This is a genomic window from Streptomyces sp. NPDC051822, assembly GCF_044452745.1.
Lineage (GTDB): Bacteria > Actinomycetota > Actinomycetes > Streptomycetales > Streptomycetaceae > Streptomyces.
Genome location: NZ_JBITBZ010000004.1, coordinates 246,533 through 270,195, shown reverse-complemented (window position 1 = coordinate 270,195; position 23,663 = coordinate 246,533). Strand labels below are relative to the sequence as shown.

At 73.2% G+C, this 23,663-nt stretch carries 23 protein-coding genes; 18 read left to right on the top strand and 5 right to left on the bottom strand.

The window, feature by feature from the left end:
* Positions 1-32: 32 nt before the first annotated feature.
* Positions 33-863, bottom strand: a complete 831-nt coding sequence (locus ACIA8N_RS16130) for a helix-turn-helix transcriptional regulator (protein ID WP_365787206.1) — start codon at positions 861-863, stop codon at positions 33-35.
* A 271-nt stretch (positions 864-1,134) separates the two neighbouring features.
* Here ACIA8N_RS16130 and ACIA8N_RS16125 point away from each other — a divergent pair, with 271 nt between their 5' ends.
* Genes ACIA8N_RS16125 through ACIA8N_RS16080 form a run of 10 tightly spaced genes read left to right on the top strand, consistent with a single transcriptional unit; the run spans position 1,135 to position 11,213 of the window.
* On the top strand, positions 1,135-2,613 hold the full coding sequence (locus ACIA8N_RS16125) for a nitroreductase family protein (protein ID WP_365787208.1): 1,479 nt from the start codon (positions 1,135-1,137) through the stop codon (positions 2,611-2,613).
* Positions 2,614-2,618: 5 nt separating this feature from the next.
* The gene (locus ACIA8N_RS16120; protein ID WP_365787210.1) at positions 2,619-4,055 is read left to right on the top strand and encodes a class I adenylate-forming enzyme family protein; all 1,437 of its coding nucleotides are present in this window, start codon (positions 2,619-2,621) and stop codon (positions 4,053-4,055) included.
* Positions 4,056-4,078: 23 nt separating this feature from the next.
* Positions 4,079-4,357, top strand: coding sequence for a hypothetical protein (locus tag ACIA8N_RS16115; RefSeq protein ID WP_365787212.1), 279 nt, complete (start codon positions 4,079-4,081; stop codon positions 4,355-4,357).
* The gene (locus tag ACIA8N_RS16110; protein ID WP_365787214.1) at positions 4,350-5,132 is read left to right on the top strand and encodes a dihydrodipicolinate reductase C-terminal domain-containing protein; all 783 of its coding nucleotides are present in this window, start codon (positions 4,350-4,352) and stop codon (positions 5,130-5,132) included. The genes ACIA8N_RS16115 and ACIA8N_RS16110 overlap by 8 nt, the downstream gene beginning before the upstream one ends.
* Entirely contained in the window at positions 5,129-5,890 is a 762-nt protein-coding gene (locus ACIA8N_RS16105; protein WP_365787216.1) for a class II aldolase/adducin family protein, read from the top strand. Before ACIA8N_RS16110 ends, ACIA8N_RS16105 begins: the two co-directional genes overlap by 4 nt.
* Positions 5,887-6,591: a 4'-phosphopantetheinyl transferase superfamily protein gene (locus ACIA8N_RS16100; RefSeq protein WP_365787265.1), complete on the top strand. Its 705-nt coding sequence runs from the start codon at positions 5,887-5,889 to the stop codon at positions 6,589-6,591. The genes ACIA8N_RS16105 and ACIA8N_RS16100 overlap by 4 nt, the downstream gene beginning before the upstream one ends.
* Positions 6,588-7,769, top strand: a complete 1,182-nt coding sequence (locus ACIA8N_RS16095; protein ID WP_365787218.1) for an acyl-CoA dehydrogenase family protein — start codon at positions 6,588-6,590, stop codon at positions 7,767-7,769. The genes ACIA8N_RS16100 and ACIA8N_RS16095 overlap by 4 nt, the downstream gene beginning before the upstream one ends.
* Before the next feature lie 32 nt (positions 7,770-7,801).
* Positions 7,802-9,415: a GMC family oxidoreductase gene (locus tag ACIA8N_RS16090; RefSeq protein ID WP_365787220.1), complete on the top strand. Its 1,614-nt coding sequence runs from the start codon at positions 7,802-7,804 to the stop codon at positions 9,413-9,415.
* A complete protein-coding gene (locus tag ACIA8N_RS16085) occupies positions 9,415-10,398 on the top strand; it encodes an aldo/keto reductase (protein ID WP_365787222.1) in 984 nt (327 codons plus the stop codon). Before ACIA8N_RS16090 ends, ACIA8N_RS16085 begins: the two co-directional genes overlap by 1 nt.
* Before the next feature lie 38 nt (positions 10,399-10,436).
* Entirely contained in the window at positions 10,437-11,213 is a 777-nt protein-coding gene (locus ACIA8N_RS16080; RefSeq protein ID WP_365787224.1) for a class I SAM-dependent methyltransferase, read from the top strand.
* Between the two features lie 66 nt (positions 11,214-11,279).
* Here ACIA8N_RS16080 and ACIA8N_RS16075 read toward each other — a convergent pair whose 3' ends face one another.
* Positions 11,280-12,137, bottom strand: a complete 858-nt coding sequence (locus tag ACIA8N_RS16075; protein ID WP_365787225.1) for a TetR/AcrR family transcriptional regulator — start codon at positions 12,135-12,137, stop codon at positions 11,280-11,282.
* Between the two features lie 114 nt (positions 12,138-12,251).
* On the opposite strand from ACIA8N_RS16075, the gene ACIA8N_RS16070 reads away from it, so the two are divergent.
* Positions 12,252-13,289, top strand: coding sequence for a hypothetical protein (locus ACIA8N_RS16070; RefSeq protein WP_365787227.1), 1,038 nt, complete (start codon positions 12,252-12,254; stop codon positions 13,287-13,289).
* A gap of 708 nt (positions 13,290-13,997) precedes the next feature.
* Here ACIA8N_RS16070 and ACIA8N_RS16065 read toward each other — a convergent pair.
* The gene (locus ACIA8N_RS16065; RefSeq protein ID WP_365787229.1) at positions 13,998-14,432 is read right to left on the bottom strand and encodes a hypothetical protein; all 435 of its coding nucleotides are present in this window, start codon (positions 14,430-14,432) and stop codon (positions 13,998-14,000) included.
* A gap of 455 nt (positions 14,433-14,887) precedes the next feature.
* Positions 14,888-15,979 carry an Lrp/AsnC family transcriptional regulator gene (locus ACIA8N_RS16060; protein ID WP_365787231.1) on the bottom strand — a complete coding sequence of 364 codons (1,092 nt, stop codon included), beginning with the start codon at positions 15,977-15,979 and terminating at the stop codon, positions 14,888-14,890.
* A 64-nt stretch (positions 15,980-16,043) separates the two neighbouring features.
* Here ACIA8N_RS16060 and ACIA8N_RS16055 point away from each other — a divergent pair, with 64 nt between their 5' ends.
* Together ACIA8N_RS16055 and ACIA8N_RS16050 are read left to right on the top strand one after the other, a co-directional pair.
* Positions 16,044-17,294: an MFS transporter gene (locus ACIA8N_RS16055; RefSeq protein ID WP_365787233.1), complete on the top strand. Its 1,251-nt coding sequence runs from the start codon at positions 16,044-16,046 to the stop codon at positions 17,292-17,294.
* Between the two features lie 62 nt (positions 17,295-17,356).
* Positions 17,357-18,667: an amidohydrolase gene (locus ACIA8N_RS16050; protein ID WP_365787235.1), complete on the top strand. Its 1,311-nt coding sequence runs from the start codon at positions 17,357-17,359 to the stop codon at positions 18,665-18,667.
* Positions 18,668-18,793: 126 nt separating this feature from the next.
* Here ACIA8N_RS16050 and ACIA8N_RS16045 read toward each other — a convergent pair whose 3' ends face one another.
* Positions 18,794-19,492: a 4'-phosphopantetheinyl transferase superfamily protein gene (locus ACIA8N_RS16045; RefSeq protein WP_365787237.1), complete on the bottom strand. Its 699-nt coding sequence runs from the start codon at positions 19,490-19,492 to the stop codon at positions 18,794-18,796.
* Between the two features lie 257 nt (positions 19,493-19,749).
* On the opposite strand from ACIA8N_RS16045, the gene ACIA8N_RS16040 reads away from it, so the two are divergent.
* The 5 genes from ACIA8N_RS16040 (at position 19,750) to ACIA8N_RS16020 (ending at position 23,611) form a co-directional block, all read left to right on the top strand.
* Positions 19,750-20,466 (top strand): GntR family transcriptional regulator, encoded by a 717-nt coding sequence (locus tag ACIA8N_RS16040; protein WP_365787239.1) that lies wholly within the window; start codon positions 19,750-19,752, stop codon positions 20,464-20,466.
* Positions 20,467-20,657: 191 nt separating this feature from the next.
* Positions 20,658-21,206, top strand: coding sequence for a MarR family winged helix-turn-helix transcriptional regulator (locus ACIA8N_RS16035; RefSeq protein ID WP_365787241.1), 549 nt, complete (start codon positions 20,658-20,660; stop codon positions 21,204-21,206).
* A gap of 68 nt (positions 21,207-21,274) precedes the next feature.
* Positions 21,275-21,706 carry a cell division protein SepF gene (locus ACIA8N_RS16030; RefSeq protein WP_365787243.1) on the top strand — a complete coding sequence of 144 codons (432 nt, stop codon included), beginning with the start codon at positions 21,275-21,277 and terminating at the stop codon, positions 21,704-21,706.
* 55 nt (positions 21,707-21,761) lie between these two features.
* Complete coding sequence (locus ACIA8N_RS16025) at positions 21,762-23,171, top strand: ATP-binding protein (protein ID WP_365787245.1); 1,410 nt, start codon at positions 21,762-21,764, stop codon at positions 23,169-23,171.
* A 26-nt stretch (positions 23,172-23,197) separates the two neighbouring features.
* Positions 23,198-23,611, top strand: coding sequence for a nucleotide pyrophosphohydrolase (locus tag ACIA8N_RS16020; RefSeq protein ID WP_365787267.1), 414 nt, complete (start codon positions 23,198-23,200; stop codon positions 23,609-23,611).
* The last annotated feature ends 52 nt before the right edge of the window (positions 23,612-23,663 follow it).

Genomic DNA, 23,663 nt, shown 5'->3' with positions numbered 1-23,663 from the left:
GGAAGGAAGGTGCGGCGGCCCGGGGACGGGGGTCAGGCGGGGAGCAGCGGGTGCCCCGCGCCCTCGAGGAGGCGGGGTGAGCGGGCCGCCACGACCCCGGCCTCGAAGCGGCTGCTCACGCCGAGCCTGCGCAGCAGCGCGGACACGGTGCGGCGCAGGGTGCGCGGCGACACGCGCAGTTCGCGGGCGACCTCGACGTCCTGCCGCCCCTTCGCCCACAGCCGCAGGATGACCGTCTCCTGCTCGCTGAGGACGATGTCCCGGCCACCGCTGCCGACGACCGGCACGGTCGGCTCCCGACGGATGGCGGGCACCGACGGCGTGTGCAGCTCGCGGGCGTCGTCCCAGCAGAACTCGAAGACCCGGCCGAGGAGCTGCAGCAGCGCCGGCCGCCTGATCAGCAGCGTCGTCGACGGCGGGCAGACCAGGGCGAACGCCTCGTCCACCAGGATCAGGCGGAACGGCAGCAGCGGCGCGACCCGCACGTGCACACCGCGCCGCGAGAGCCGCTCCAGGTAACCGGCCGCCTGCTCGCTGTGCAGCAGGGAGCTCTGGTGGATGGTCCGGACAGCGACGCCGCCGGGCTCGTACGCGTCACCGACCGGCCACTCGGCGATCAGCCGGCGGGCGACCACGGACGGCTGGATGACCCGGATCTGCTGTCGGGCCATGGTGGCCACGGAGTCCAGCAGGGCCCGGACGCGGGCCGGGTCCGTGATCTCCTCCACGTCCGTCGCCGCCTGCGCGGGTCCGACGGCGTGCACGGCGAGGGCGGCCAGCTGGGTCCGCAGGGAGCGGGTGGCCTCGTCTGCCGCGAGCAGCGCGCGCTCCTGCGTGGCGATCAGTCCGGACAGCGTCTCCACCGGAGAGACTTCCGTCCCTGAATTTGTCTGCAACAGCATCTGAATTGATTTCCCGCCTTGCGTGTCCTGAGCCGGTCACGGCCGCTATCGGTCATCAAACGGTCTACACGGATCGGCTCCATTCTGGCAAGATCGAAGCCGCTGCCGGGGAATGGGAGAACCGACTTCCGGTCATTACTCTAAGTATTCACCGTGCGAGTGCACCCATTCGCAAGCGACAACTCAGACGCCGAGACCGAACCCGCCTCGGCAGGAAGGAGAAGCGAGACCGGTGAACGACAAAGCCTCCGTGATGGACGGCCGGCCGGCCGTGCGCGTCCAGGCCGACATCGGGGACGCGGCCACCGGCCCCCGCCCCCGGTCCGCGGACGCGGCCGTGGACGACGCCCTGCGCTTCTGGCAGCAGATGTCCCTCGCCGCCGTCCCCGACGGCACCCCCGAACCTCAGCGCATCGACCTGCCCGGGGAACTGCGCGGCGCGCTCGCCCTGCTCGAGACCTCCGCGGAGGGCTCGCTCCACGGCGGACCGTCCGTGCCCTCGGCCGGCGCGCTGTACCCGTACGAGACCTACGTCGTCACGCACGGGCCCGGCGGACCGCGGGTCTTCTCGGCGGACGTCACCCGGCGCGGCTGCCGCCTGCTCCACGAGGGGGAGCAGGTCGCCGACGCACTGGCCCGGGGCGGGCTCGCGCTCCCGTCGCCCGACGCCTTCCTGGTCCTCATCGCCGTACGCCCGTGGATGTCCATCCGCAAGTACGACGACCGGGGCTACCTGTACGCGCAGCTGGACGCCGCCCACCTCGGCACCCACCTGCTCTGCCTGGCCGGCCGCGGCCACCGGCGCGCCCAGTGGCTGACCAGGGCGGACCCCGGCCACCTCGGAGCCCTGCTGCGCCTGGACGAGCACCACCTCGTCCCCCACAGCGTCCTGCTGGTGGCCGACCGCATCGACACGGGGCAGCCGTCCGTGTCCGACTGGACCTGCACGGACCGGCGGGGCATACCGCCGGCGCCCCGCGTCGGAAACGGTTCCGAGGCCCGATGCTGGCGCGGCCTGCTGCCACGGCTGCAGAGCCCGCCGGTCCTCTCCGCGACCCCCCGTCCGCGCCCCCTGCTCGCCCCGGAGCGCGAAGGCGAGGCCCGTCCGCCCGCCTCCGAGGCCCTGGCGGACCTCGCCCCCTCGCGGCGCTCGGCCAAGGACTTCGGCGAAGCCGAACTCCCGCTGCCGCGCCTGCGGGAGGCCCTGTCCGCCCTGGGCACCCCGCTGGCCACCGACCTGCCCGCGTCCCCCGGCTTCGGCGCCACCCTGGTCGCCCGCCGCGTCACCGGACTCGCCCCCGGCGCCTATCCGGTGCTCGGCGACGGCGGGATCGCCGCCGAACCCACCAGCACCACCCACGCGAGCGCCCGGGACATCGTGCGCTTCTGCATGGGCCAGGAGCAGCTGCGCCACACCTGCGCCGCCGTCGTCTTCCACGCACGGCACCAGGACCTCTTCCGGCACGGCATGCGCGGCGTCGACGAAGCGCTCCTGCGCTCCGGGGCCCTGGCCCACCTCGTCTACCTCGGAGCCACCGCCACCGGCACCGCGGTCACCACCATCGGCGGCTTCGACGCGGGACGCTGGCATTCCCTTGCGGGCCTCGCGGACGAGGACGAGGTCCTCTACGTCGCCATGCTCGGCACCCCCGGCACCTCCGCGGTCAAGATCGACCGCCTCCAGCCCGCCCACGCCCACGGACAGCGGTGACGGCCGTGCTCACCGACATCCTCACCGGTGCCCTGCGCGAGCACGGCGACGCACCCGCCGTCGCCGACCGGCACACCACCCTGACCTACCGCGAACTCGACGCGGCCGCGGACCGGTACGCGACCGGGCTCGCCGACCTGCTCACCGGCCGCGACCGGCCGCGCGTCGGCATCCAGGCCGCCAACTCCGCCGACTACGTGGTGGCGTACCTGGCCGCCCTGCGGGCCGGCTGCGTGCCCTTCCTCGTCGACCGGGCCGCCGGGCCCCAGGAGACCGAGGGCATCCAGCGCGGCTGCGGACTCGACCTGCTGGTCCACGAGGCCGCCACCCCCGTGCCCGGCCACGGCGCCCGGCTCGCCGCTCCGGGCTCCCTGCACGTCACCCGCTTCCCCGAGACGCCGGACCGCCCCGGGCTGCACCGGGAGACGGAGGTCTGCCGCTTCACCTCCGGTTCCACCGGCACCCCCAGCTGCATCGAGTTCCGCGGCGAGGCCGTGTACCGCGCCGCCGCCAACTGGGCCGAAGGCACCGGCCTCACGGGCCAGGACATCATCGTGTGCTTCGCCTCGCTCTCCAACGGCCTGGCGTTCAACACCTCCCTGCTCTCCACGTTCCTCGTCGGCGCGTGCCTGCGTCTGGGCAGCGGACTGCCGACCGCGGGGGCGGTCACCCGCACCCTGCGCGACAGCGGGGCCACCCGTCTCATCGGCTTCCCCGCCCTGTACGAGTCACTGGTGCGCAACGGGTCCGGCCCCGGACCGCTGCCCGGCCTGCGCATGGCGATCTCGTCCGCCGCACCCCTGGACCCGCGCACCAAGCGCCTGTTCGAGGAGAGCACCGGCGTGCCGCTGCAGAACTACTACGGCATCGCCGAGGCCGGGCCGCTCACCTTCGCCGCCGACCCGCGCACCGACCCCGGCCTCGGCCAGGCGCTGCCCGGCGTCGAACTGCGCGCCGGCGCCGCCGGGGAGCCGGGCGTCGTCTCGGTCAGAAGCCAGTCCATGGGGACCCGCTACCTCAACGCGCCCGGCGTGCTGGAGCAGCGGATCGACCCGGACGGCTTCTACCGCACCGGCGACGTGGGCCGCCTGCGGGACGGGAGCCTCGTCCTGACCGGGCGCACGAGCCAGGTCATCAACATCGGCGGGCGGAAGATCGACGCCGTGGAGGTGTCCACGGCCCTCGCCGGGGCACCGGGAGTGGACGACGCGGTCGTCCTGGAGATCACCGACCGGCACGGCACGGCCGCCCTCGCGGCGGTGCTCGCCGGAGCCCCCGGCCTCGACCCCGCCGCTCCGCGCCGGTACGTCGCCGAGCGCCTCGCCCCGTACAAGGTCCCCAGCCTCGTACGCATCGTGCCCCGCATCCCCCGGGGCACCAGCGGCAAGCCCGCCACCGCGGAGCTGCGCCGCCTGTTCGACACCCCGCAGGACTTCCAGTGACCACACCCAAGGAGAGCGCAGCCATGACGGCCTCCCCGGACCACATCCGCCCGCACCTCGTGCGCATCGTGCTCAGCTCGGCTGAGGGCGACCTGACCGAACAGGACCTGGCAGCCGCCAACTGGTCTCTGCCCCAGGTCAGTTACTCCTCCCTGGCCTACATCCGCATGATCGACACGGTGGAGAACGAGCTCGGCGTCTACCTCGACCCCGAGGAGGAGAGCGAACACTTCGAGACGATCGACGCCCTGGTCGAACTGGTCTGTCGCCACCTGCGTGAAGAGCAGGCCGTCGATGCCTGAGACCGTCATCGGCGTCTTCGGCACGGGCCGTCTCGCCCGGGCCGTGCACCGGCTCGCCACGGGGGAGGGACTCACCGCCCACCTCCTCGACCCGCGGCGCCCCGAGCAGCACGACACGGTGCCCGCGCCCGGCGTCCTCGTCGACTGCTCCGCGCCCGAGGCCGTCCCGCACGCAGCCGCCCTCAGCGCCCGCCTCGACGTCCCCCTCGTGGAGTGCGTCTCCGGGCTCGACGAACACCACCTGCGGGCAATCGGGGAAAGGGCCGCCGGCACCGCCGTCGTCCTCGCCCCCAACCTGTCCCTGGGCCACTACCTCCAGACCCGCGCGCTGCGCCTGGTCGCCGACGTGGTCACCACCATGTACCGCGCCGGGATCACCGGCGCGATCCCCGAAGCGGCCGTCCTCGAACGCCACCCCGCCACCAAGCGGCACCGGCCGAGCACCACGGCCTCCCGGCTCGCCCGGCAGTGGCAGCGGCACACCGGCAGGCCCGCCGTCGACATCGCCTCACTGCGCTGCGGCCCCGCCGTCAGCGACCACGAGGTCCGGCTCACCTGGCCCGAGCAGACCCTGACGCTCACCCATCAGGTGGGCTCGCTCGACGCCGCCGCGGCCGGTGCGATCGGAGCGGCGCAGTGGGCCGCCGGACGCGCCCCCGGTACGTACACGATCCACCAGGTCTTCGACGACCTGCTGGCCACCATGGCGGCCGAGACCGCCGATGACGACATGGCTGCCGAGGCCGCCGACGACGACCGGGAGGACACCCCGTGACCACGGGCACCGCGACCGGTCCGGCCTCCCGCCCCACCCTCGCCCGGGTGACCGCCCGGCTGGCCGGCCAGATCGCCGCCGGGGCCCGCATGCTCTCCCTCGACGGCCACGACGACTTCAACCAGGGCCAGATATCCGCACGGACACCCGGCTCCGACACCTTCTTCATCAAGAACGCGCTCTGCGGGTTCGACGAGGCCACCCCCGGCCAGGTGGTGGCCGCGTCCATCGACCCCGACGCCCCCGTCGACCCGCTCGCCCCACCCGAACTCCCGCTGCACCAGGCGATCTACCGGGCGCGCCCGGACGTCAACGGCATCGTGCACAGCCACGCCCCGCACACCCTCGTCTTCGGCGCCACGGACCTCGAACTGCGCCCCGTCTCGCACGACGGCGCGCACTTCACCGACAACCTCGCCCTGTTCACCCGGACCAGCAACACGGTCCTGGACCAGGCCACGGGCGACGCCATCGCCGAGGCGCTCGGCGACGCCGAGGGCGTGCTGCTGCGCAACCACGGCGGGGTGATCGTCGGCAAGAGCGTGCGGCACGCCGCGGTCTTCGCCCAGGTCCTGGAGCGGGCCTGCCGCCTGCAACTGCTCGCGGAGCAGAGCGGCGTTCCCTACACCTGGGCCACCGACGACGACGTCGCCCTCAAACGGGACTTCATCTACGCGGACCTGTCGGTGCGCTCCTACTGGGACTACGCGGTCCGGCGCGTCAGGCGCGTCTGGCCCGAAGCCGCCACGTGGAGATGAGCCCGGGCCGCCACGACATCCTCGTGGCCTGCGCCACGGCGGCGGCGACGGCACCCCACGCGCACCTGCTCAGCGCCGAGGAACTGCGCCGGGCACGCGGCTACGCACCGCACAGGGCCCACGAGTTCACGGCCGGACGCACCCTGCTGCGCTGGGCGCTGGAGCGCGCCCTGGGACGCTGGACACGGACCTGCCGCATCGGCTCCACCGACCGAGGCAAGCCCGTCCTGGTGGACCTGCCGGGCACCGGCATCAGCGTCTCGCACAGCCAGGGGACCATCGCCGTCGCCGTGGCCGCCGGCCGCGCGGTGGGCATCGACGTCCAGGTCCCCGTACCGCCCACCCAGGGCCTGCTGCGCCGCTGCTGCTCACCGGCACAGCAGCGCGAGCTGGCCGCCCTTCCCGCCGAACGGCAGGCCGTCGCGGTCGCCAGGCGCTGGGCGATCCACGAGGCCTGCGCCAAGGCCACCGGGACCACGCCGATCAACCTGCCCGCCCCGCACCCGGGAGCGCTGCTGGCCGACGGCGGAAGCCGACGGGGACTGCGCTGGCGGGTCCTGCACCCGCTGCACGGCGTCGCCGTCTGCGTCGCCTACGACCGGCCGCAGCACCCGGCCACGCTCGCCCTGGCCCTGCTCGCCCCCCACCGGGCGCCCGCACCCCGCCCCCACCCACCGGAAGATGGACCGACGTCACGATGACAGCCCTGCCCCTCACGGAAAGCCTCCCGAGGCACCTGCCGACGGAACAGGACGAGGTCGTCCGCGACCTGCTGGAGCTGACCGGGACCCTGGCCGACAGAGAACTCGCCCCGCACGCCGACGCGTTCGAGGCCGCCTCGCGCTTCCCGCGCGACATCCTGCGCACGCTGGGCGGCGCCGGACTGCTGGGCCTGCCGTACCCCACCGAGTACGGGGGCGGCGGCCAGAGCCACGAAGTGCACGTGAGCGTCCTGGAGATCCTGGCCAGGCGATGGCTCGCGGTCGCCCAGTCGGTCAACATCCACGCCCTCGCGTGCTACCCGCTGGCCGCGTTCGGCACCGAGGCCCAGCGCGAGCGCTGGCTGCCCGGCATGCTCGGCGGCGAGCAGCTCGGCGCGAACTGCATCTCCGAGGCCGAGGCGGGTTCCGACATCGGGGCCATCTCCTGCACGGCCAGGCGGAGCGAGCACGGCGCCGCCTACACCGTCGACGGCACCAAGGCGTGGACCAGCCACGCCGGACAGGCCGACTTCTACAACGTCTTCTGCCGCACCGGCGGCCCCGGCGTGCGCGGCCTCTCGCTGCTCCTCGCCGACTCCGCCACACCCGGCCTCGAAGTACAGCGCCCGGAGAAGAAGATGGGCGTCCGCTCCTCGCCCACCGCCTCGGTGGTGTTCGACGGCGCCGAGGTGGGGGCGGACCGGATGATCGGACGGCCCGGCAAGGGCTTCCTGATCGCCTCCGGACTGTTCGACCGCGGCAGGCTCGGCATCGCCGCCTGCGCGGTGGGCCTGGCCTCCGCGGCACTGGAGCACGCCGTCGCGTACGCGAAGACCCGTCGCCAGTTCGGCCGGCCCGTCATCGACTTCCAGGGCCTCTCGTTCCTGCTCGCGGACATGTCCACGCAGATCGCCGCGGCCCGCGCCCTGGTGCGCGAGGCGGCGCGGACGCTGGACTCCGGCGCGAGCGCGGCGGCGGTCACCGCCTCCGCGGCCCGCGCCAAGCTCTTCGCCACCGACACCGCGATGCGGGTCACGACGGACGCAGTCCAGGCGCTCGGCGCCTACGGCTACGTCGAGGACCACCCGGTCGAACGGTGGATGCGTGAGGCGAAGCTGCTCCAGATCATCGAGGGCACCAACCAGATCCAGCGCGTCGTCGTCGCCCGTTCCCTGTGACCCGCCGACCCGAGCTCCGAGGGAGGAACAGCATGTCAGCACATCAGTCCCCGGCGGTCGAGGGCCCCGGCGACGTCCCGGCCGCCGTCGACGTGGTCGTCGTCGGCAGCGGACCGGCGGGCGCCGCCTACGCCCACCAGATCCACGCGGCGCACCCCACGGCCCGCGTCCTGCTGGTCGAGGCGGGCCCCGCGCTCACCGACCCGCCCGGCCGGCACCTGACCACGATCACCGACGCCGGCGAACAACAGCGCGCCCGGGTCGCCGCCCAGGGCCCCCACCAGCGCCCGTACGCGACGGCCGCCGCCTCGGCCGTCGCGCACAACCAGAGCCCGGAGGAGCGCGCGAGGGCCCTCGTCGACAGGCCGGGCATGTTCGCCGTGGGCTCCGGCGACCTGGCGGCCGACGGCCTGCCGGCCGCCCAGCAGACGTGCGGCGTGGGCGGCATGGGCACCCTGTGGTTCGGCGCCGCCCCGCGTGCCGGTGAGGACGAGCGCGTCGGCTGCGTGCCCCCCGCCGAGCTCGCCGAGGCGTACGAGACCGCGGAACGCCTGCTCCGCGTGGACAGCACCCAGTGCGACGACTCCCCCTTCGCCGCGCACGTGCGCCACCTGCTGGGCCGGGAACTCGACGAGGGACGCGCCCCCGACCGCACGGTCCGGGCCATGCCGCTGGCCGCCACCCGCGTCGGCGGCGAACTGCGGCGCCACGGTACGGACGTCATCCTCGGCGAACTCCCGACGGGTCCGGGCAGCAGCGTCGAACTGCGCGCGAACACCCTGTGCGAACAGGTCCTGGTGCGAGACGGGAGGGCCGTCGGCGTGCGGCTGCGCGACCGCGGCACCGGAGGCAGCCAGGTCGTGGGCGCCGACTACGTCGTGGTGGCCGCCGACCCACTGCGCACCCCGCAACTGCTGTTCGCCTCCGGGGTACGCCCCCGGGCGCTCGGCCGCTACCTCAACGAGCACCCGCAGGTCTCGGTGATCACCGAGGTCCACGGGTACGCCGCGGCCGAGGGGGAGTGGGAGCCGCCCGGCGGGGTCACGTGGATTCCGTACGAGGGCCGGCGCTACCCCTTCCACGGCATGCTGACCCGGATCGACCCCGCCACCGTGTCGAACGCCGCGCGGACCCGGGAGGCGGACGCACCACTCGTCGCGGTGCACCTGTTCACCTCCCAGCGCCCGCGGCCCGAGAACCGGCTCGAGTTCAGCGACACCGAGCGGGACTGGGCCGGCATGCCCGCCATGACGATCCACCACACCCTCGACGAGGAGGACCGCGCGACCCTCGCGGAGGCGGAGCAGGAGGCACTGCGGCTGAGCAAGGTCCTGGGCCGCCCCGCCGAGGGCGAGCGGGCCTGGGTCCTGCCCTCGGGCAGTTCCCTGCACTACCAGGGCACCGTGCGCATGGGCGCGGACGACGACGGCACCAGCGTCTGCGACCCCGCGGGGCGGGTCTGGGGCGTCGGCAACCTCTACGTCGCGGGCAACGGCGTCATCCCCACGCGCACGGCCTGCAACCCCACCCTCACCAGCGTTGCGCTGGCCGTCATCGGGGCCCGCGACATCGCACGCCGCATCAGCGGCACCGGGAGCGCCGCGTCCGCGGTCGCCGCCGCGCCGCAGGAAGGTCAGGACACGTGATGCACACCCAGCTGGGCCGCACCGGCCTGCGCGTCAGCCGCCTGGCACTCGGCACCGTCAACTTCGGCGGACGGGTCGAGGAGGACGAGGCGCGTGACCTCATGGACCACGCCCTCGACCGGGGCATCAACCTGCTGGACACGGCCAACACCTACGGCTGGCGCGTCTACAAGGGCCACACCGAGGAGGTCGTCGGCCGCTGGCTCGACAAGGAGCCGGGCCGCCGCGACCGCGTGGTCCTCGCCACCAAGGTGGGTGACCCGATGGGTGACGGGATCAACGACGGCGGGCTGTCGGCCCGGAACATCGTCGCGGCCTGCGAGGCGTCGCTCAGGCGCCTCAACACGGACTGGATCGACCTCTACCAGATGCACCACATCGACCGTTCCGTGCCCTGGGACGAGGTGTGGCAGGCGATGGACATGCTGGTGACCCAGGGCAAGGTCCGCTACGTCGGGTCGTCCAACTTCGCCGGCTGGGACATCGCCTCCGCCCAGGCGGCCGCCCAGCGCAGGAACACCCTGGGCCTGGCCTCGGAGCAGTGTGTCTACAACCTGGTCAGCCGGTACGCGGAACTGGAGGTCATCCCCGCGGCCCGGGCCCACGGCCTCGGTCTGCTGGTCTGGTCGCCGCTGCACGGCGGGCTCCTGGGCGGCGTCCTCGCCAAGCAGCGCACGGGGACGGCCGTCAAGTCCGCCCAGGGCCGCGCGGCACAGACACTCCAGGAGCGGTACGACACCATCCACGACTACGAGCAGCTCTGCGCGGAGCACGGCCTCGACCCGGCCGTCGTGGGCATGGCCTGGACGCTCTCGCGCCCCGGGGTGACCTCCGCGGTGATCGGCCCGCGCACCCGCGCCCACGTCGACGGCGCGCTCCAGGCCCTCGAACATCCCCTGCCCGAGTCGCTGACGTCGCGGCTCGACGAACTCTTCCCTCCGGTGGGCCGAGGCGGTCCCGCCCCGGACTGCTGGCTCTCCTGAACCTCACGCACACGGAACGAAGCGAAAGGAAACACCCCATGAGCGAGAACAAGTACACCGACCCGCGGATCGTCCCGCACGAATCCGCGCAGGACCGCGACGCCCGCGAGCGCCTGACCAAGCTCCTCGTCGACACGCCGATCCCGCCGGAGTACCTGATCGACAACCTGCCGGTGTACCTGCGCCGCCAGCAGCTCGCCGACCTGCTCTCCATGGACGCCCTCTACCGCATGCTGCCGGAAGTGCCCGGCACCATCATGGAGTTCGGCGTGCTCCACGGCCGCCACCTGGCGACGCTGACGGCCCTGCGCAGCCTCTACGAGCCGTACAACTCGCTGCGCCGCATCGTCGGGTTCGACACCTTCACCGGCTTCCCCGACGACATCAAGGACGTCGACAAGGTGAGCACCAGCGCCGTGCCGGGCCGCTTCGCGACCCCGGACGGCGAGGTCGACCACCTGCGCGAGGTGCTCGCCGCGCACGAGGCCACCGAGCCCTTCGGACACACCCAGCGCTCCTTCGTGGTCCAGGGCGACGTCCGCGAGACGGTCCCGCGCTACCTGGAGGAGAACCCGGAGACGATCATCGCGATGGCCTACTTCGACCTGGACCTGTACCAGCCGACGAAGGAACTCCTGCTGGCCATCAAGCCGCACCTGACCAAGGGCAGCATCCTGGCCTTCGACGAGCTGGCCCACCCCAAGTGGCCGGGGGAGACCACTGCCCTGCGCGAGGTCTTCGGCCTCGACATGGCCCCGCTGCGCCAGCTGCCGGGCCGCGAGCCCCCGGTCATCTACATGAAGTGGGGCGAGTGACACTCCCGGTCGCTTCGCGTGAGAAGGCGCACGGGGTGTCGGTAGCCGTTCCGGCGGAGGGTGGCCCTACTGGTTCTCGGCGGGTGCCGGGAGGGCCACCGCGCGGAGGAAGTTGTCGGCGAAGACGGCGCAGGCCTCCTCGATGGACGGTGTCGGCAGGTCGGGGACCTGGTTCGTGGCCGGGCGCAGGAGGAGGTGGGTGACGAGGGGGCTGGACATCTGCTGGATGAGCAGGAGGAGGGGCAGGTCGCGGATGCGGCCTGCCGCGATCTCGGCGGTGAGCCACTTTCCTACGCCGGCGAACAGGCGCGGGACGGCGTAGCGGACGAGTGGCCGGAGGGCTTCGTCCTGGGGGCGGGCCAGGAGTTCGGCCATGATCGCGGGCATGACGCGGGGCTCCCGCTGGACCGCGACCGCCATGCGTTCGTAGATCTTCCGGACCGTGGTCTCCAGGTCGCCCGGCTGTGACGCCACGACCGCTTCGATGTCCACGATGGGGCTGTAGCGCTCGAAGACCGCCTGCAGGAGCCCGTCCCGGCCGCCGAACGCGGCGTAGAGGCTGTGGACCGAGCAGTGCGCCGAGGCGGCGACCCGTTCGAGCGACATCGAGGCCAGACCGGAGCCGCTGATCAGTGTGGCGGCGGCTTCGACGGCGCGTTCGCGTACGGGCCTCTGGCCGCCGGGGTCGACGCCGGCGGCTCGTACCGCCGCGTCGAGTTCGCGTCGTCCGCCGCCGAGTCGCCGCAGCAGGGTGCTGCGCGAGATGCCGGCCTCCTGGGCGATGGCCTGCAGCGGCACGTCCCCCACCGCCACGCCGCGGGAGCGGGCGAGGCGCAGGGCTGCCTGGATCAGTTCCTGGGGCACCGGAGAGGGGACCGGGGTCCCGGTGGCCGCTGCGGGGGATTCCGACTCACTGTTTGACACATGGTTCAACTTACCCTGTAGCCTTGCGTCAAGCCAATCGGGCGGTGGCCGGACGGTGGTCGTGCCGGCCTGCCCGCGCGGACAGGCATCGACGCACGCTAGGGACGTCTTCTCATGACCGCACACGTCACTCCTGCCGCACCCGCACGGCAGGGCCGCAAACTCGTCGTACTGGTGCTCGGGCTCGCCGCCGTCGTCGTCGGCATGCTGTGCGCCTTCGCGTTCCCCACCATCCACAGCGGGCCGCACGACGTGCCCGTCGGCGTCGCCGGCCCGCAGAAGGCCACCGCCGCGGTGAGCAAGGCCCTGGCGGGGGACGCGTGGGACGTCACGGTCTACGGCGACGAGAAGGCCCTCGCCTCCGCCATCGAGGATCGCGACGTCATGGGCGGCATCGCCCTGTCCGCCGAGGGTGTCACCGCCTACACGGCCACCGCCGCCGGGCCGCCGGCCGCGGCGGCCATCACCGCCACCGCCACCGCTCTCGCCAAGCAGCAGCAGGCCGAGCTCACGGTCGCCGACCTCAAGCCCTTCCCCGCGGACGACCCCAAGGGGGCGGGCTTCTCCTCCGCCGCCCTCCCCATGGTCATCGGCGGCATGATCCCGGCCGTGGCCCTCACGCGCCTCTTCCCCGGGCACTCCGGGCTGCGCTCACGTCTGGCCGGCGGCATCGCCTTCGCTGTCGTGGCCGGCTTCGCGATCACCGCCCTGCTCCAGTTCGGCACCGGATCCCTGGACGGGAACTACTGGATCACCAGCCTCGGCCTGTCGCTGGGCATGGGCGCCCTGTCCCTCACCCTGCTCGGCCTGGAAGCCCTCCTGGGAATGGCCGGCTTCGGACTCGGCGCCGTGGTGGTCATGTTCCTGGGCAACCCGCTCTCCGGCCTCGCCAGCGGCCCCCACTGGCTGCCCGACGGCTGGGTCACCGTCGGCGGGCTTCTCCCGCCGGGCGCTTCGGGAAGTCTGCTGCGCGCCAACGCCTACTTCGACGGCGTCGACTCGGGAGCGCCCGCCCTCACGCTCGGCTGCTGGGTCGCCCTCGGCCTCGCGCTCATCCTCATCGCCGACCGCCGCGGTCGGCGTGCGCCCGTTGCCGGTGACGTGACCCCTGCCGAACGGGAAGCGCGTACGAAGGGGACCGCTGCGGCCTAGGGTCGTCGCATGGACACCTCACCGGCGAGGCGGCCACCACCGGCCTTGTCGGTGTCCTGCTCTACGCGGCGATGGGCGTGGGTGGTGCCTGGGTGGCGTTCCGCAGCTGTTTCATGGGGGTCCGGATCGACTCCGCGGGTCTCGCCGAACGCGGCATGGGACGCTCGAAAGTCATTCCGTGGTGCGTGATCGGTGAGGTCGGCACCGGTGCCGGTCCCGGAATGGCCCCGGCCGGGGCTCCCGGACTGGTCCTCAGGAGTGGTGAGCGGGTAGCGCTAGGTGCCCTCGCCTCGTACTCCAGTCGTGTCGTCGACGCCGACTTTTCCTTGATTCGGTCCCTGCACACGGCCCACGTCGCCGTGTGTCGCGACTGCGCGTGACGTCTGGGGGGACTTCACCGAGCCCGACCGGAGGACCCAGACCGTGACGACGATCCAGCAGAGCAGAGCAGAGCAGAGCAGAGCAGAGCAGAGCAGAGCAGGGCGGGCATGGGCGACGCCGCCCGCTCCTGGCTGGAGGAACAGCCTGACGCCGAGGGCCTGCTCGCCCGCTGGACCGCCTGACGCCCCGGGCGGACGAACCCCGGTGGCCGTTCCGTCATACGGGTGCGGAACGGCCACCGGTGCTCACCGGGACGACGTGCGGACGATGGCACGGCCCTTGGCGCAAGGCGCCCGCGACCGACTCGGGTCGGCAAGCCAGTCCGGATCAGTCGCCGGTGAAGCCCCAGAAGCACAGCTCCTCCGGGTGGCCCTCGGCGCTGTGGACGACCGTGCAGCAGCCGGAACCGCGGTCGGACGGGGGGAACCAGCCGTCTCCGGCCCGCTTCAGGGCCCGCTCGACGACCTCCCTCACGGGCCGGGCCGTCCCGAACAGTTCGACGGCCTCCGCCGCTTCGACCACCCTCACGTCGCCGGGCTCCTCCAGGCCCTCCTCGCAGCGGACCACGCGCTCGACGTCCAGCACCGAGTGCGCCGGCTCCTCGGCCAGCCACCCGCTCGCCGTCAGGGCCGCCGGCGTCTCGACGCCTTCTTCCCGGTAGTACTCGCCCTCCTGGGCGAAGACCGCCTCGCGGAGATCGTTCAGCGCGTCCTGTTCCCTCTCACGGAAGGGGGTGAAGTACGACCATCTGCTTGCTCCCATGCCTGCGCACCCTACGCGGAGACCCGCCTCGGCGTTCGGCCAGCCGGGCGAGGTGGTTCCGGGCCGGTTCCGCGAGGGCGGGGCCGTGTTCGTACCCGTGGGGAGCGAGTTCCGGGGGCAGGACGTAGCCGTCGGGCATGCGCGCGTACGTCTGCCGCATGAGGTGCCGGTAGGCGTCGGCCGGCAGGCCGGGCCAGTCGCCGGTCAGGGGGCGGGCGCATGCGGGACTCCGCGGCGAGGGCCTCGTGGTGGGCCGCCGCCTCCTCGATGGCTTCGGCGGCCGTCCAGTCGGCGATCGGGTCCCGGTCGGGCCGCCAGGGGGTGAGCCACGGGCTCGGGGCCACATGCCGGGGCGACCGGCGCATCCGAGGAGGGGGTGCCCGTCGAGCCCCACCGGGCGGTTGCCGGCGCCCGATCCCGTACCCCGAACCCGTACTCGACGAACGGGTCAGGGGTCACACCCGCGGCAGGGCGAACGGGACGTGTCCCGTGGCGCGGCCCGTGGTGTCGAGGAGGCGGCCCATGCGTTTGCGGGTGTGGAGGAACACCGTGCGGTCGTTGACCCGCAGGTTCGGGAAGCGTTCCGCGAGCTGCGCCTCGAAGGGGTCGATGGCGTGGAGGCCGCGGAGCCAGACCATCACGAGCAGGTTGTCGGAGCCGCTGACGGACACGGCGAGGCGGACCTCGTCCATCCGGGCCAGTGCGCTGCCCGTGGCTTCGAGATGGGTGTGGGGGACCGCGGTCCGGTAGAGCACCACCGTCGAGAGCCCCGCGAGGGGATGGGCCAGGTCGCAGCGGAAGGTGATGTCCTTGTCCCGGACCATCCGCTGGAGGCGGCGGCGGGCGGTGTGTTCGCTCAGGCCGGCCGCGGCGCCGAGGTCGGTGTAGCCGAGGCGTCCGTCGACGCCGAGGGCCGCGAGCAGGGCCTGGTCCTCCGGGGTGGACCGGTGGTGCCTGTGGGCGCTGTACGCGGTGGGGCGCGAGGTGCGCGGAGTGGCGAGTTCCGCGTGTCCGGCGGGCTCCATGGCCCGCATCCGCCAGTCACCGCCTTCGCCGTACAGCGTGATCCCGAGCCGCGCACGGGTGGACCGGACCCCGTCCAGGCCGCCGATCAGGCCGTGCACCGAGCGGCCGAGGGAGGGCAGGTCCGCGGCGGCGACCGTCGCCAGGACGTCGAAGTCGCCCGCGACCTCGTCGACGGTGAAGACCCAGGGCATCTCCGCCAGGGCGGTGGCGACCGATTCGAGGGACCGGGGCCGACACCGCACCTCGACGTAGGCGACGGTCGCGGACTTCGCCGCGTCGTACGCGGTGACCCAGGCCAGACCGTTCGTACGGAGCCGTTCCCAGCGGCGGGCCGCCGTGGTCGCGTCGACACCGAGGGCCGGGCCGATACGGGACCAGGGCGCCCGGGGCGCGGCCTGCAGGGCGTCGACGAGCGCCAGGTCCAGTTCGGAGAAGTGCTTGTCGTCACCGGAGGCGCGGGAATCGGGTGCCGGAGCTTCCCCCGAGATGTTTTCCTGCAATTCCTCATGGATTTCGGTCACAGACCGGATCGTAGGGGCACTTCCGGCCGATGCACAGTTTCGGCCACGCGATGAGGAGTGCCGCGTGTCTGCTCCGTCCCCGCAGTCCGCCCGGAGAACCGTCCGGGTCACGATCGTCCTGCTGTTCGCCGCCTGGCTGGTCGACTACGCCGACCGGCTCGTCATCAACCTGGTCCTGCCCTCGCTCGGCGCCGAGTTCGGCCTCAGCCGCGGACAGCAGGGGCTGATCGTCTCCGCGTTCTTCCTCGCCTACGCCCTCGCCCAGATCCCCGGCGGGATGCTCGCCGACCGCTACGGAGCGCAGCGGGTCACGCTCTGGGCGCTGCTGTCCTGGTCGGTGTTCACCGCTCTGACCGGCTTCGCCTGGTCGTTCGCCGTCCTGCTCGTCATGCGGTTCGCGTTCGGCGCCGCCGAGGGCATCTTCCCGCCCGCCTCCCTGAAGGTCCTCGTCGAGCGGACCACACCGGCCGAACGCATGGGCGCCAACGGCGTGATCATGAGCTCCAACGCCGTCGCCGGCGTCCTCACCCCGCTGCTCGTCGCGCCCCTGATCGCGGCCTTCGGCTGGCGCTCCGCGTTCTACTCGACGGCGGCGCTCGGAGTCCTCGTCCTGGTGGCGGTACGGATGTGGCTGCCCGCCCCGCTGCCCCGCACCGGGCCGGAGGCCGGCACCGCCCGTCCGGGTGCGGGCGGCGTCCTGCGGCTCGGCGTGGTCTGGCGCTTCAGCGCCATGATGTTCGGCTACAGCGCGATCGTCTGGGGACTCAGCACCTGGATCCCCTCGTACCTCAGCGAGGAGCACGGCGTCTCCCTCGCCCGGGCCGGAGCCCTCGCGGCGATCCCGGCCCTCGCCGCCGCCGGCGCGATCGTCGTCGGCGGCCGACTCTCCGACCGGTTCGGCGGTCATCACCGCAAGGTGATCGTGCCCGGCATGACGGTGGCCTCCGCCGCTCTGCTCCTCATGGCCTTCTCGCCCTCCCTCACCGGCTTCGTCGCCTTCGGCACGCTCGCCTCGGTCGCCGTGTCCCTCTGCTACATGCCCGTCTTCGCCGTCCCGCTGAGCGGACTCGCACCCGAGCAGGTCGGCGTGGGCAGCGCGGTGATCGTCCTCGGCGGCCAGGTGGCCGGCATGGTCGCCCCGCCCGTCGTCGGCATGCTCGCCGACGCCTTCTCCTTCCAGGTGGCCTTCGCCTCCCTGGTCCTCGGGGCGGCCATCGCCACCGTCATGGCCCTCCTGACCCCGCAGGACGCCGCGTCCTTCCGGACGGCCACCGGCGTGTCCGACCTGCCCGCGCCCGCGAAGGCGCACTCCTGACCGCCGCCGCGGTCACCCGCCTTCTCCGTCACGTCCCTTACGTCCGGTTCCGAGGAGTACTCATGACCGCCGCCTCCGTCACGCGCCTGCTGTCCGGCTTCCCTGAGCGGCTGCCCGGTCTGCGCGCCGTCTACGAGGACCTGCACGCCCACCCCGAGCTGTCCTTCCAGGAGTTCCGTACGGCCGGATTCGTCGCCGCCCTGCTCCGCGAACAGGGCTGGGAGGTCACCGAGGGCGTCGGCGGCACCGGCGTCGTCGGGGTCATGGCCAACGGCGAGGGCCCCGTGGTCCTGCTCCGCGCCGACATGGACGGTCTCCCCGTCGAGGAGCGGACGGGACTGCCGTACGCCTCACGGGAGACGGCCGTCGACGGCGAGGGCCAGGAGGTCCCCGTCATGCACGCCTGCGGCCACGACATGCACGTCACCTGTCTCCTCGGTGCCACCGCCCAACTGGCCGCCGCCCGTGCGGAATGGCGCGGCACGGTCGTCGCCGTCTTCCAGCCCGCCGAGGAGGTCGGCGGGGCACCGGCGATGATCGAGGACGGCTTCCTGGCGCGCTTCCCGCGCGCCGACGTCTGCCTCGGCCAGCATGTGTCCCCCGCCCCCGTCGGCCTCGTCGGCACCCGGCCAGGACCGGTGATGGCCGCGTCCGACAGCCTGCGGGTCCGTCTCTTCGGCCGCGGCGGTCACGGATCCGCGCCCGAGACGACCGTCGACCCGATCGTCATGGCCGCCGCGGTCGTCATGCGGCTGCAGACGGTCGTCTCCCGGGAGGTGCCGGCGGCGCAGACCGCCGTGGTCACCGTCGGCTCGCTGCACGCGGGCACCAAGGAGAACATCATCCCCGAGACCGCCGACCTGCGGATCAACATCCGCTCCACGACCCCCGCGGTACGGGACCGGGTGCTGGCGGCCGTCGAACGGATCGTCCGTGCCGAGGCCGCCGCCTCCGGCGCCCCGAAGGACCCGGAGATCGCCGGGATCAACTCCTTCCCGGTGACCGTGAACGACGACCGGGCCACCGGCACCGTCCTGGCGGCGATCGGCGAAGCCCTCGGCAGGGAAAGGGTCTTCACCCTGCCCCAGACCCTCACCGGCAGCGAGGACTTCGGTGTCTTCGGGACCGCCCTCGGCGTCCCCTCGGTGTTCTGGCACTTCGGCGGCGCCGACCCCGCCCACTTCCGGCACGTCGCCGTCGAGGAGCTGCTGAAGGACGGCCTGCCCGACACGGTCCCCGCCAACCACTCCCCGCTCTTCGCCCCCGTACCCGAGCCCACGATCCGGACCGGCGTGACGGCCCTCCTCGCGGCGGCCGCCGCCTGGCTGTGCGGCGAGGTGGTCGACCGGACCGCCGACCCCGAGGAGAGCTGACGTGCCCCCCGCCCCACATCGGCAAGGCCGTGTAGCGCCTTCGCCCCTGGACCTGCACTCCGGAGCACCGGCCGACCGCCCAGTAGCGGACGGTGTCACGGGGGGGGGGTACGTCATCGGGGCGCGTCACCGGGGTGTGCGCACGCCGGGGTTCGTACGCCGGAGTGCGACGGCCGTCACGACGAGACCGTCGCGGCAGAGCCAGCGCCCTTCCATCACCTTCAGGTGCTCGCCGTCCGGGCCTTCGGCGGGAACGGCGACGTGCGCGGTGAACGTTCCGGCGTCCGGTTCGATCCGGTCGATCCGGATGTCCGCCTCCTCGAAGTCGAGCTCACGCTCGGTCAGCGGGTACCAGACCTTGAACACCGACTCCTTGGCACTGAACAGCAGGCGGTCCCAGTGGACTTCCGGCGCGGCCGCGGTCAGTGCTTGGATCCGGACGCGCTCCTGCGGCAGGGAGACGTACTCCAGCAGGCCGTCGCCAAGGGGCTCGTTCGGTTCCGCGTCGATGCCGAGGCCGCGGTAGTCGCGGACGTGCCCGACGACGGCCGCGCGGTACCCGGCGCAGTGGGTCATGCTCCCCACGAGACCCTCGGGCCACCTCGGAGCGCCCCGCCGCCCCGGTACGAGGGCCACCGCGGGCACGCCCAGCGCGTTCATCGCCCGCCGGGCGCACATGCGGACGTCCGCGTACTCCTGCCGCCGTTTCGGTACGGCGCGCGCGACGACGGCGGCCTCTTCCGGGAACAGTGCACGGACGGCCGACTCGGAGTCGAGGAAGGTGTGGGCGGCGCTCGCGGGGGCGGGTATCAGTTCCTCGATCACGACGACCGCGCCGCCACCGAGTCGCTCGGCCCGTGCGGTACGTGGGTCACTTCCGTCATGCGCCCAACGTAACGTGCGCGTCCGACGGCCCGACGTCGGGATCGGCCCCGACGACGGCTCCGTCGACCAACGACGCACGCCCTTCACGCCGGCTGCGGGCCCGCCCGAGATGGAGCAGAGCCGTGCCAACTTCCGTACGCCGGAAGGGAAACGTGACATTGTACGATGCCCCTCCGTGACATCTCGGAGGGCGCGCGATGGGTGACCTGAAGCAGTACGGCCTCGTCAGGGCGCAGGAACGCCTCCGCGACCAGGTCGGGCACGCGCTCCGCGCCGCGCTCATCGCCGGCGAACTCCGGCCAGGACAGGTCTACTCGGCCCCCGGACTCGCCAACGACCTCGGCGTCTCCGCCACCCCCGTCCGCGAGGCCATGCTCGACCTGGCACGCGAGGGCCTGGTCGAACCCGTCCGCAACAAGGGCTTCCGTATCACCGAGGTCAGCGAGCGGGACCTCGACCAGTTCACCGAGCTGCGCACCCTCATCGAGGTGCCCACCGTCGGACGCGTCACGAGGACGGCAGACCGGGAGCGGCTGGAGGCGCTGCGCCCGGTCGCCGGGGAGATCGTGTCCCGAGCCAGGGAGCACGACCTCATCGGCTATCTGGAGGCGGACCGCCGCTTCCATCTCGCGCTGCTGGCCCTCGCCGGCAACGACCGCCTGGTGGAGACGGTGGGGGAGCTGCGCAAGCGCTCCCGCCTCTACGGTCTGACCGGCCTGGACGAGGCGGGCAAGCTCGTCTCCTCCGCGGAGGAACACCTCGAACTCCTCGACCTGATGATCGCCGGCGACGCACCCGGGGCCGAGGCCTGCATGCGCCGCCACCTCGGCCACGTACGGTCCCTGTGGGCCGAGGAACCGTCCGACGAACCGTCCGACGCCCGCGACGAACCGGCCCGTACGCCGGGCCGCTAGCGACCGACGGGAACCTGCCGCGAGTGCGCCGACTACCTACTGCCTGGACGAAGTCGAGTACCCTCCGCCGCCTCAGTGCCCGCCCGCGCGATCAGGGGGCACTCCACAGGCCGGCCCAGTGCTTCGCCTGACGCGAACGCCCCGTTCCCGGGGGTGTCCCCGCCGCCGCGGCCCGGGATAGCGTCATGATCATGACTTCCCCGCTGCCCTCGGCTTCCGCCTCCGCCTTCGCCTCCGCAGCCGCTCCCGCGACGGACCAGGCACCCGCCGATCCGGCCGTCTCCGACGACATGCTGGCCACCCAGCCTGTCGGATACTGGAGCGGCCTCGCGCACTCCACCGTGACCGGGCACCTGCGGGACGCCATGGCCAGGGTCGACGTCACGCAGCCGCAGTACTGGGTCCTCAACCGTGTGAACGGCGGACCCACGCCCCCGGCCCACGAGGAAGTGGTCGCCCAGTTGGCGCCCCTCGCGGACGGGCCGCGGGAGATCGCCCGAGCGGTGGACCAGTTGCTCCACCGGGGCTGGCTGCGGACCGACGACACCCACCGCCTCCACCTCACCGACGCGGGCGAGGCCGCCCGGGTGAGGATCCGCCGGCTGGCGAGCGAGGTGCGTGCCGTGGTCCACGAGGGTGTCAGCGACGAGGAGTACGTGGCCGCGCTCAAGGTGCTGCGCAGGATGGTCGCCAATGTCGAGGCGGACAAGAGCCTCGCCGGGTCGGACAAGAGCGCATAGCTGCGCCATCCGGGCATCACCTCGTGTCGTTGTTGGGCCGAACGGGTGAGGAGCGGGAGGATGGGGCCATGAGTAGGTACGAGAGGTACGACGTCACCGACGAGCAGTGGGAGGGCCTTGCCCAGGTCGTGCCCCTGCGCGGCCGTGACGAATGGCCGTCCAGGGTCGACCACCGCAGCATGCCCGAGCAGTACGAGTCCGCCGAACAGCGCCGCATGGTCGTGCTCCGCGTGCAGGTGTTCGCCGACGCCCGTGAGGTCGCCGAGTACCTCATCGCCCAGATCCCGGTGCTCCTCGACCTGACGAGCGCCGACACCGAGGTCGCCAAGCGCATCCTCGACTTCAGCAGCGGTGTCGTCTTCGGTCTCGGCAGCGTGATGCACCGCGTCGACCGGAACGTTTTTCTTCTCGCCCCGGCCGGCACGGAGGTCGAGGGCGCCGAGGGCGAGGACGAGGAGGAAGCCGTCCGGGGCAGGAGCGCCGGCGTCCCCCGATCGTAGGAAGGTCATCTCGACGTAACGGTTCGTCAGGGAATGAACTGCATACGGTCCGGGCATGGACCTCACCGGCGGCTTCACCCTCGACGACTCCTCCACCGTCGCCCCTTCCCCCGTCACTCCCTTCACCGCCCCGCCTCCCCCGGGCGCTCCGTCCGTCGGCTCCCCTTCCCACGGCGCCTCCTCTCGCGGCGCCTCCTCCCTCCGCGCCTCCGTCCCCGAGGCGCGGGGACCGGCCCCGTCGGAGTGCCGTCCCCGGCACGGAGCCGGACGCGCCGCCGAGGGCGAGGCCGGGCGCGGCGCCGAGAGCGGGGCGGGAGGCGCGGTCGGCGGAGAGGGCGGCCGGCTGCGCGCACGGCCGGCCGTCACCGAGCTGCGGCTGTCCGCGTTCGCCGGACACCGCGCCGCCGTCCACGCGCTGGGTCCTGTCACCCTCTTCACCGGGCCCAGCGGCAGCGGCAAGTCCACCACCCTGCGGGCATACGAGGCGCTGGCCCGCCTCGGCGCGGGCGATCCGCTCGGCGAGGTATTCCCCGACGCGGCCGACTGCGTCCCCGAGCGGGCCAGGCCCGACGCCCAGGGCAGGCGCGGCTTCCGCATCGGATGCACGGTCGACGGACCGGAGGGCCCGGTCCACCTGGACCTCGCCGTGCAGGCCGAGCCCCGGCTCCGGATCGTCGGCGAGCGGCTGACCGGCCGCGGCCGCACCCTGCTCGCCACCGCGCTGCGCGACCCGGGCCGCAGCACCGTCCAGGCCGAGTGGCACACCGCAGGCACCACGCCCGTCACGCGGGCGCCCTTCCCTGACGACCTCCTGGGTACGGCGCTGCTGCCGCTGCGCGTCGCGGGGAAGACCCCGGGACAGCTGGAGGTCCTGGCCGCCGCCGAGCAGGTGGTCATCGGACTGCGGTCCGCCTTCGCCTGCGACCCCCGTCCCGAGCGGATGCGGGCTCCCGTGCCCCCGGGCGAGGGGCGGCTGCGACGCGGCTGCGGCAACCTCGCCGAGGTCCTGCACCGCACCCACACCGACTGCCCCCGCCGGCACCAGCGCCTCGCGGCCCTGGCCGGAGCCGGCTGCGCGGGACCCGTCACCGGTCTCGCGGTCCAGGAGCTCCCGGAGGGCACCGTCCGGGCGGTCCTCGAACGGGGCGGTCGGCCCGCGACCCCGCTCGGCCGCCTCGGCGACGGCGAACTGCGCTATCTCGCCCTCGCGCTCACCCTGCTCACGGGACCCGGCGTGCTCGCGATGGACCGGATCGCCGAGGTGCCCGACGCCATGCAGTCCCTGACGCTGCTCGCCGACGGCCTCGACCGGGGGCTCGACGGGCGTCAGGTGACCGAACTCCTGCGCCTCGCCACGGGCATCGCCGCCGACGGACACATCCGGATCGCCGGGACGGTCGGGGACCGGGCGGCGGAGGAGGCGCGCGGGACGCCCGGGGTGACGGTGGTAGACCTGAGGGCGTGACGGACAACGACGTGACGGACAAGGGCGTGACGGACAAGGGCGCAGCGGACAACGACGCAGGGGGCAACGACGTAGCGGGACTGCAGCGGAGGCTGGCCGAGTTCGCGGCGGCCCGCGACTGGCAGCCGTACCACACCCCCAAGAACCTGGCCGCGGCGCTCAGCGTGGAGGCGTCCGAACTCCTGCAGATCTTCCAGTGGTTGACGCCCGAGCAGGCGGAGCGGGTGATGGACGACTCCGGTTCGGCGCACCGGGTCGCCGACGAGGTGGCGGACGTCCTCGCCTATCTCCTCCAGTTCTGCACGGTGCTCGGGATCGATCCGCTGGCCGCCCTCGCGGCGAAGATCGACCGCAACGAGGTCAGATTTCCGGTGCGGAGGCGGGGTGGAGAGGACGGGGAGGAGGGCGAGGGAGGGGGCGAAGGAGTAGTGCGACCGTAGATCGTCACTCTTCGGAGTGATCGACTTTTCCCCGTCGAGCCTCCTGTCCACA

Coding starts and splice junctions, on each gene's coding strand:
- ACIA8N_RS16025 (WP_365787245.1), top strand. CDS start 21,762: ATGGACCTCACCGGCGGCTTCACCCTCGACGACTCCTCCACCGTCGCC.
- ACIA8N_RS16100 (WP_365787265.1), top strand. CDS start 5,887: ATGAGCCCGGGCCGCCACGACATCCTCGTGGCCTGCGCCACGGCGGCG.
- ACIA8N_RS16070 (WP_365787227.1), top strand. CDS start 12,252: ATGACCGCACACGTCACTCCTGCCGCACCCGCACGGCAGGGCCGCAAA.
- ACIA8N_RS16080 (WP_365787224.1), top strand. CDS start 10,437: ATGAGCGAGAACAAGTACACCGACCCGCGGATCGTCCCGCACGAATCC.
- ACIA8N_RS16035 (WP_365787241.1), top strand. CDS start 20,658: ATGACTTCCCCGCTGCCCTCGGCTTCCGCCTCCGCCTTCGCCTCCGCA.
- ACIA8N_RS16085 (WP_365787222.1), top strand. CDS start 9,415: ATGCACACCCAGCTGGGCCGCACCGGCCTGCGCGTCAGCCGCCTGGCA.
- ACIA8N_RS16050 (WP_365787235.1), top strand. CDS start 17,357: ATGACCGCCGCCTCCGTCACGCGCCTGCTGTCCGGCTTCCCTGAGCGG.
- ACIA8N_RS16110 (WP_365787214.1), top strand. CDS start 4,350: ATGCCTGAGACCGTCATCGGCGTCTTCGGCACGGGCCGTCTCGCCCGG.
- ACIA8N_RS16090 (WP_365787220.1), top strand. CDS start 7,802: ATGTCAGCACATCAGTCCCCGGCGGTCGAGGGCCCCGGCGACGTCCCG.
- ACIA8N_RS16040 (WP_365787239.1), top strand. CDS start 19,750: ATGGGTGACCTGAAGCAGTACGGCCTCGTCAGGGCGCAGGAACGCCTC.
- ACIA8N_RS16030 (WP_365787243.1), top strand. CDS start 21,275: ATGAGTAGGTACGAGAGGTACGACGTCACCGACGAGCAGTGGGAGGGC.
- ACIA8N_RS16065 (WP_365787229.1), bottom strand. CDS start 14,432: ATGGGAGCAAGCAGATGGTCGTACTTCACCCCCTTCCGTGAGAGGGAA.
- ACIA8N_RS16095 (WP_365787218.1), top strand. CDS start 6,588: ATGACAGCCCTGCCCCTCACGGAAAGCCTCCCGAGGCACCTGCCGACG.
- ACIA8N_RS16115 (WP_365787212.1), top strand. CDS start 4,079: ATGACGGCCTCCCCGGACCACATCCGCCCGCACCTCGTGCGCATCGTG.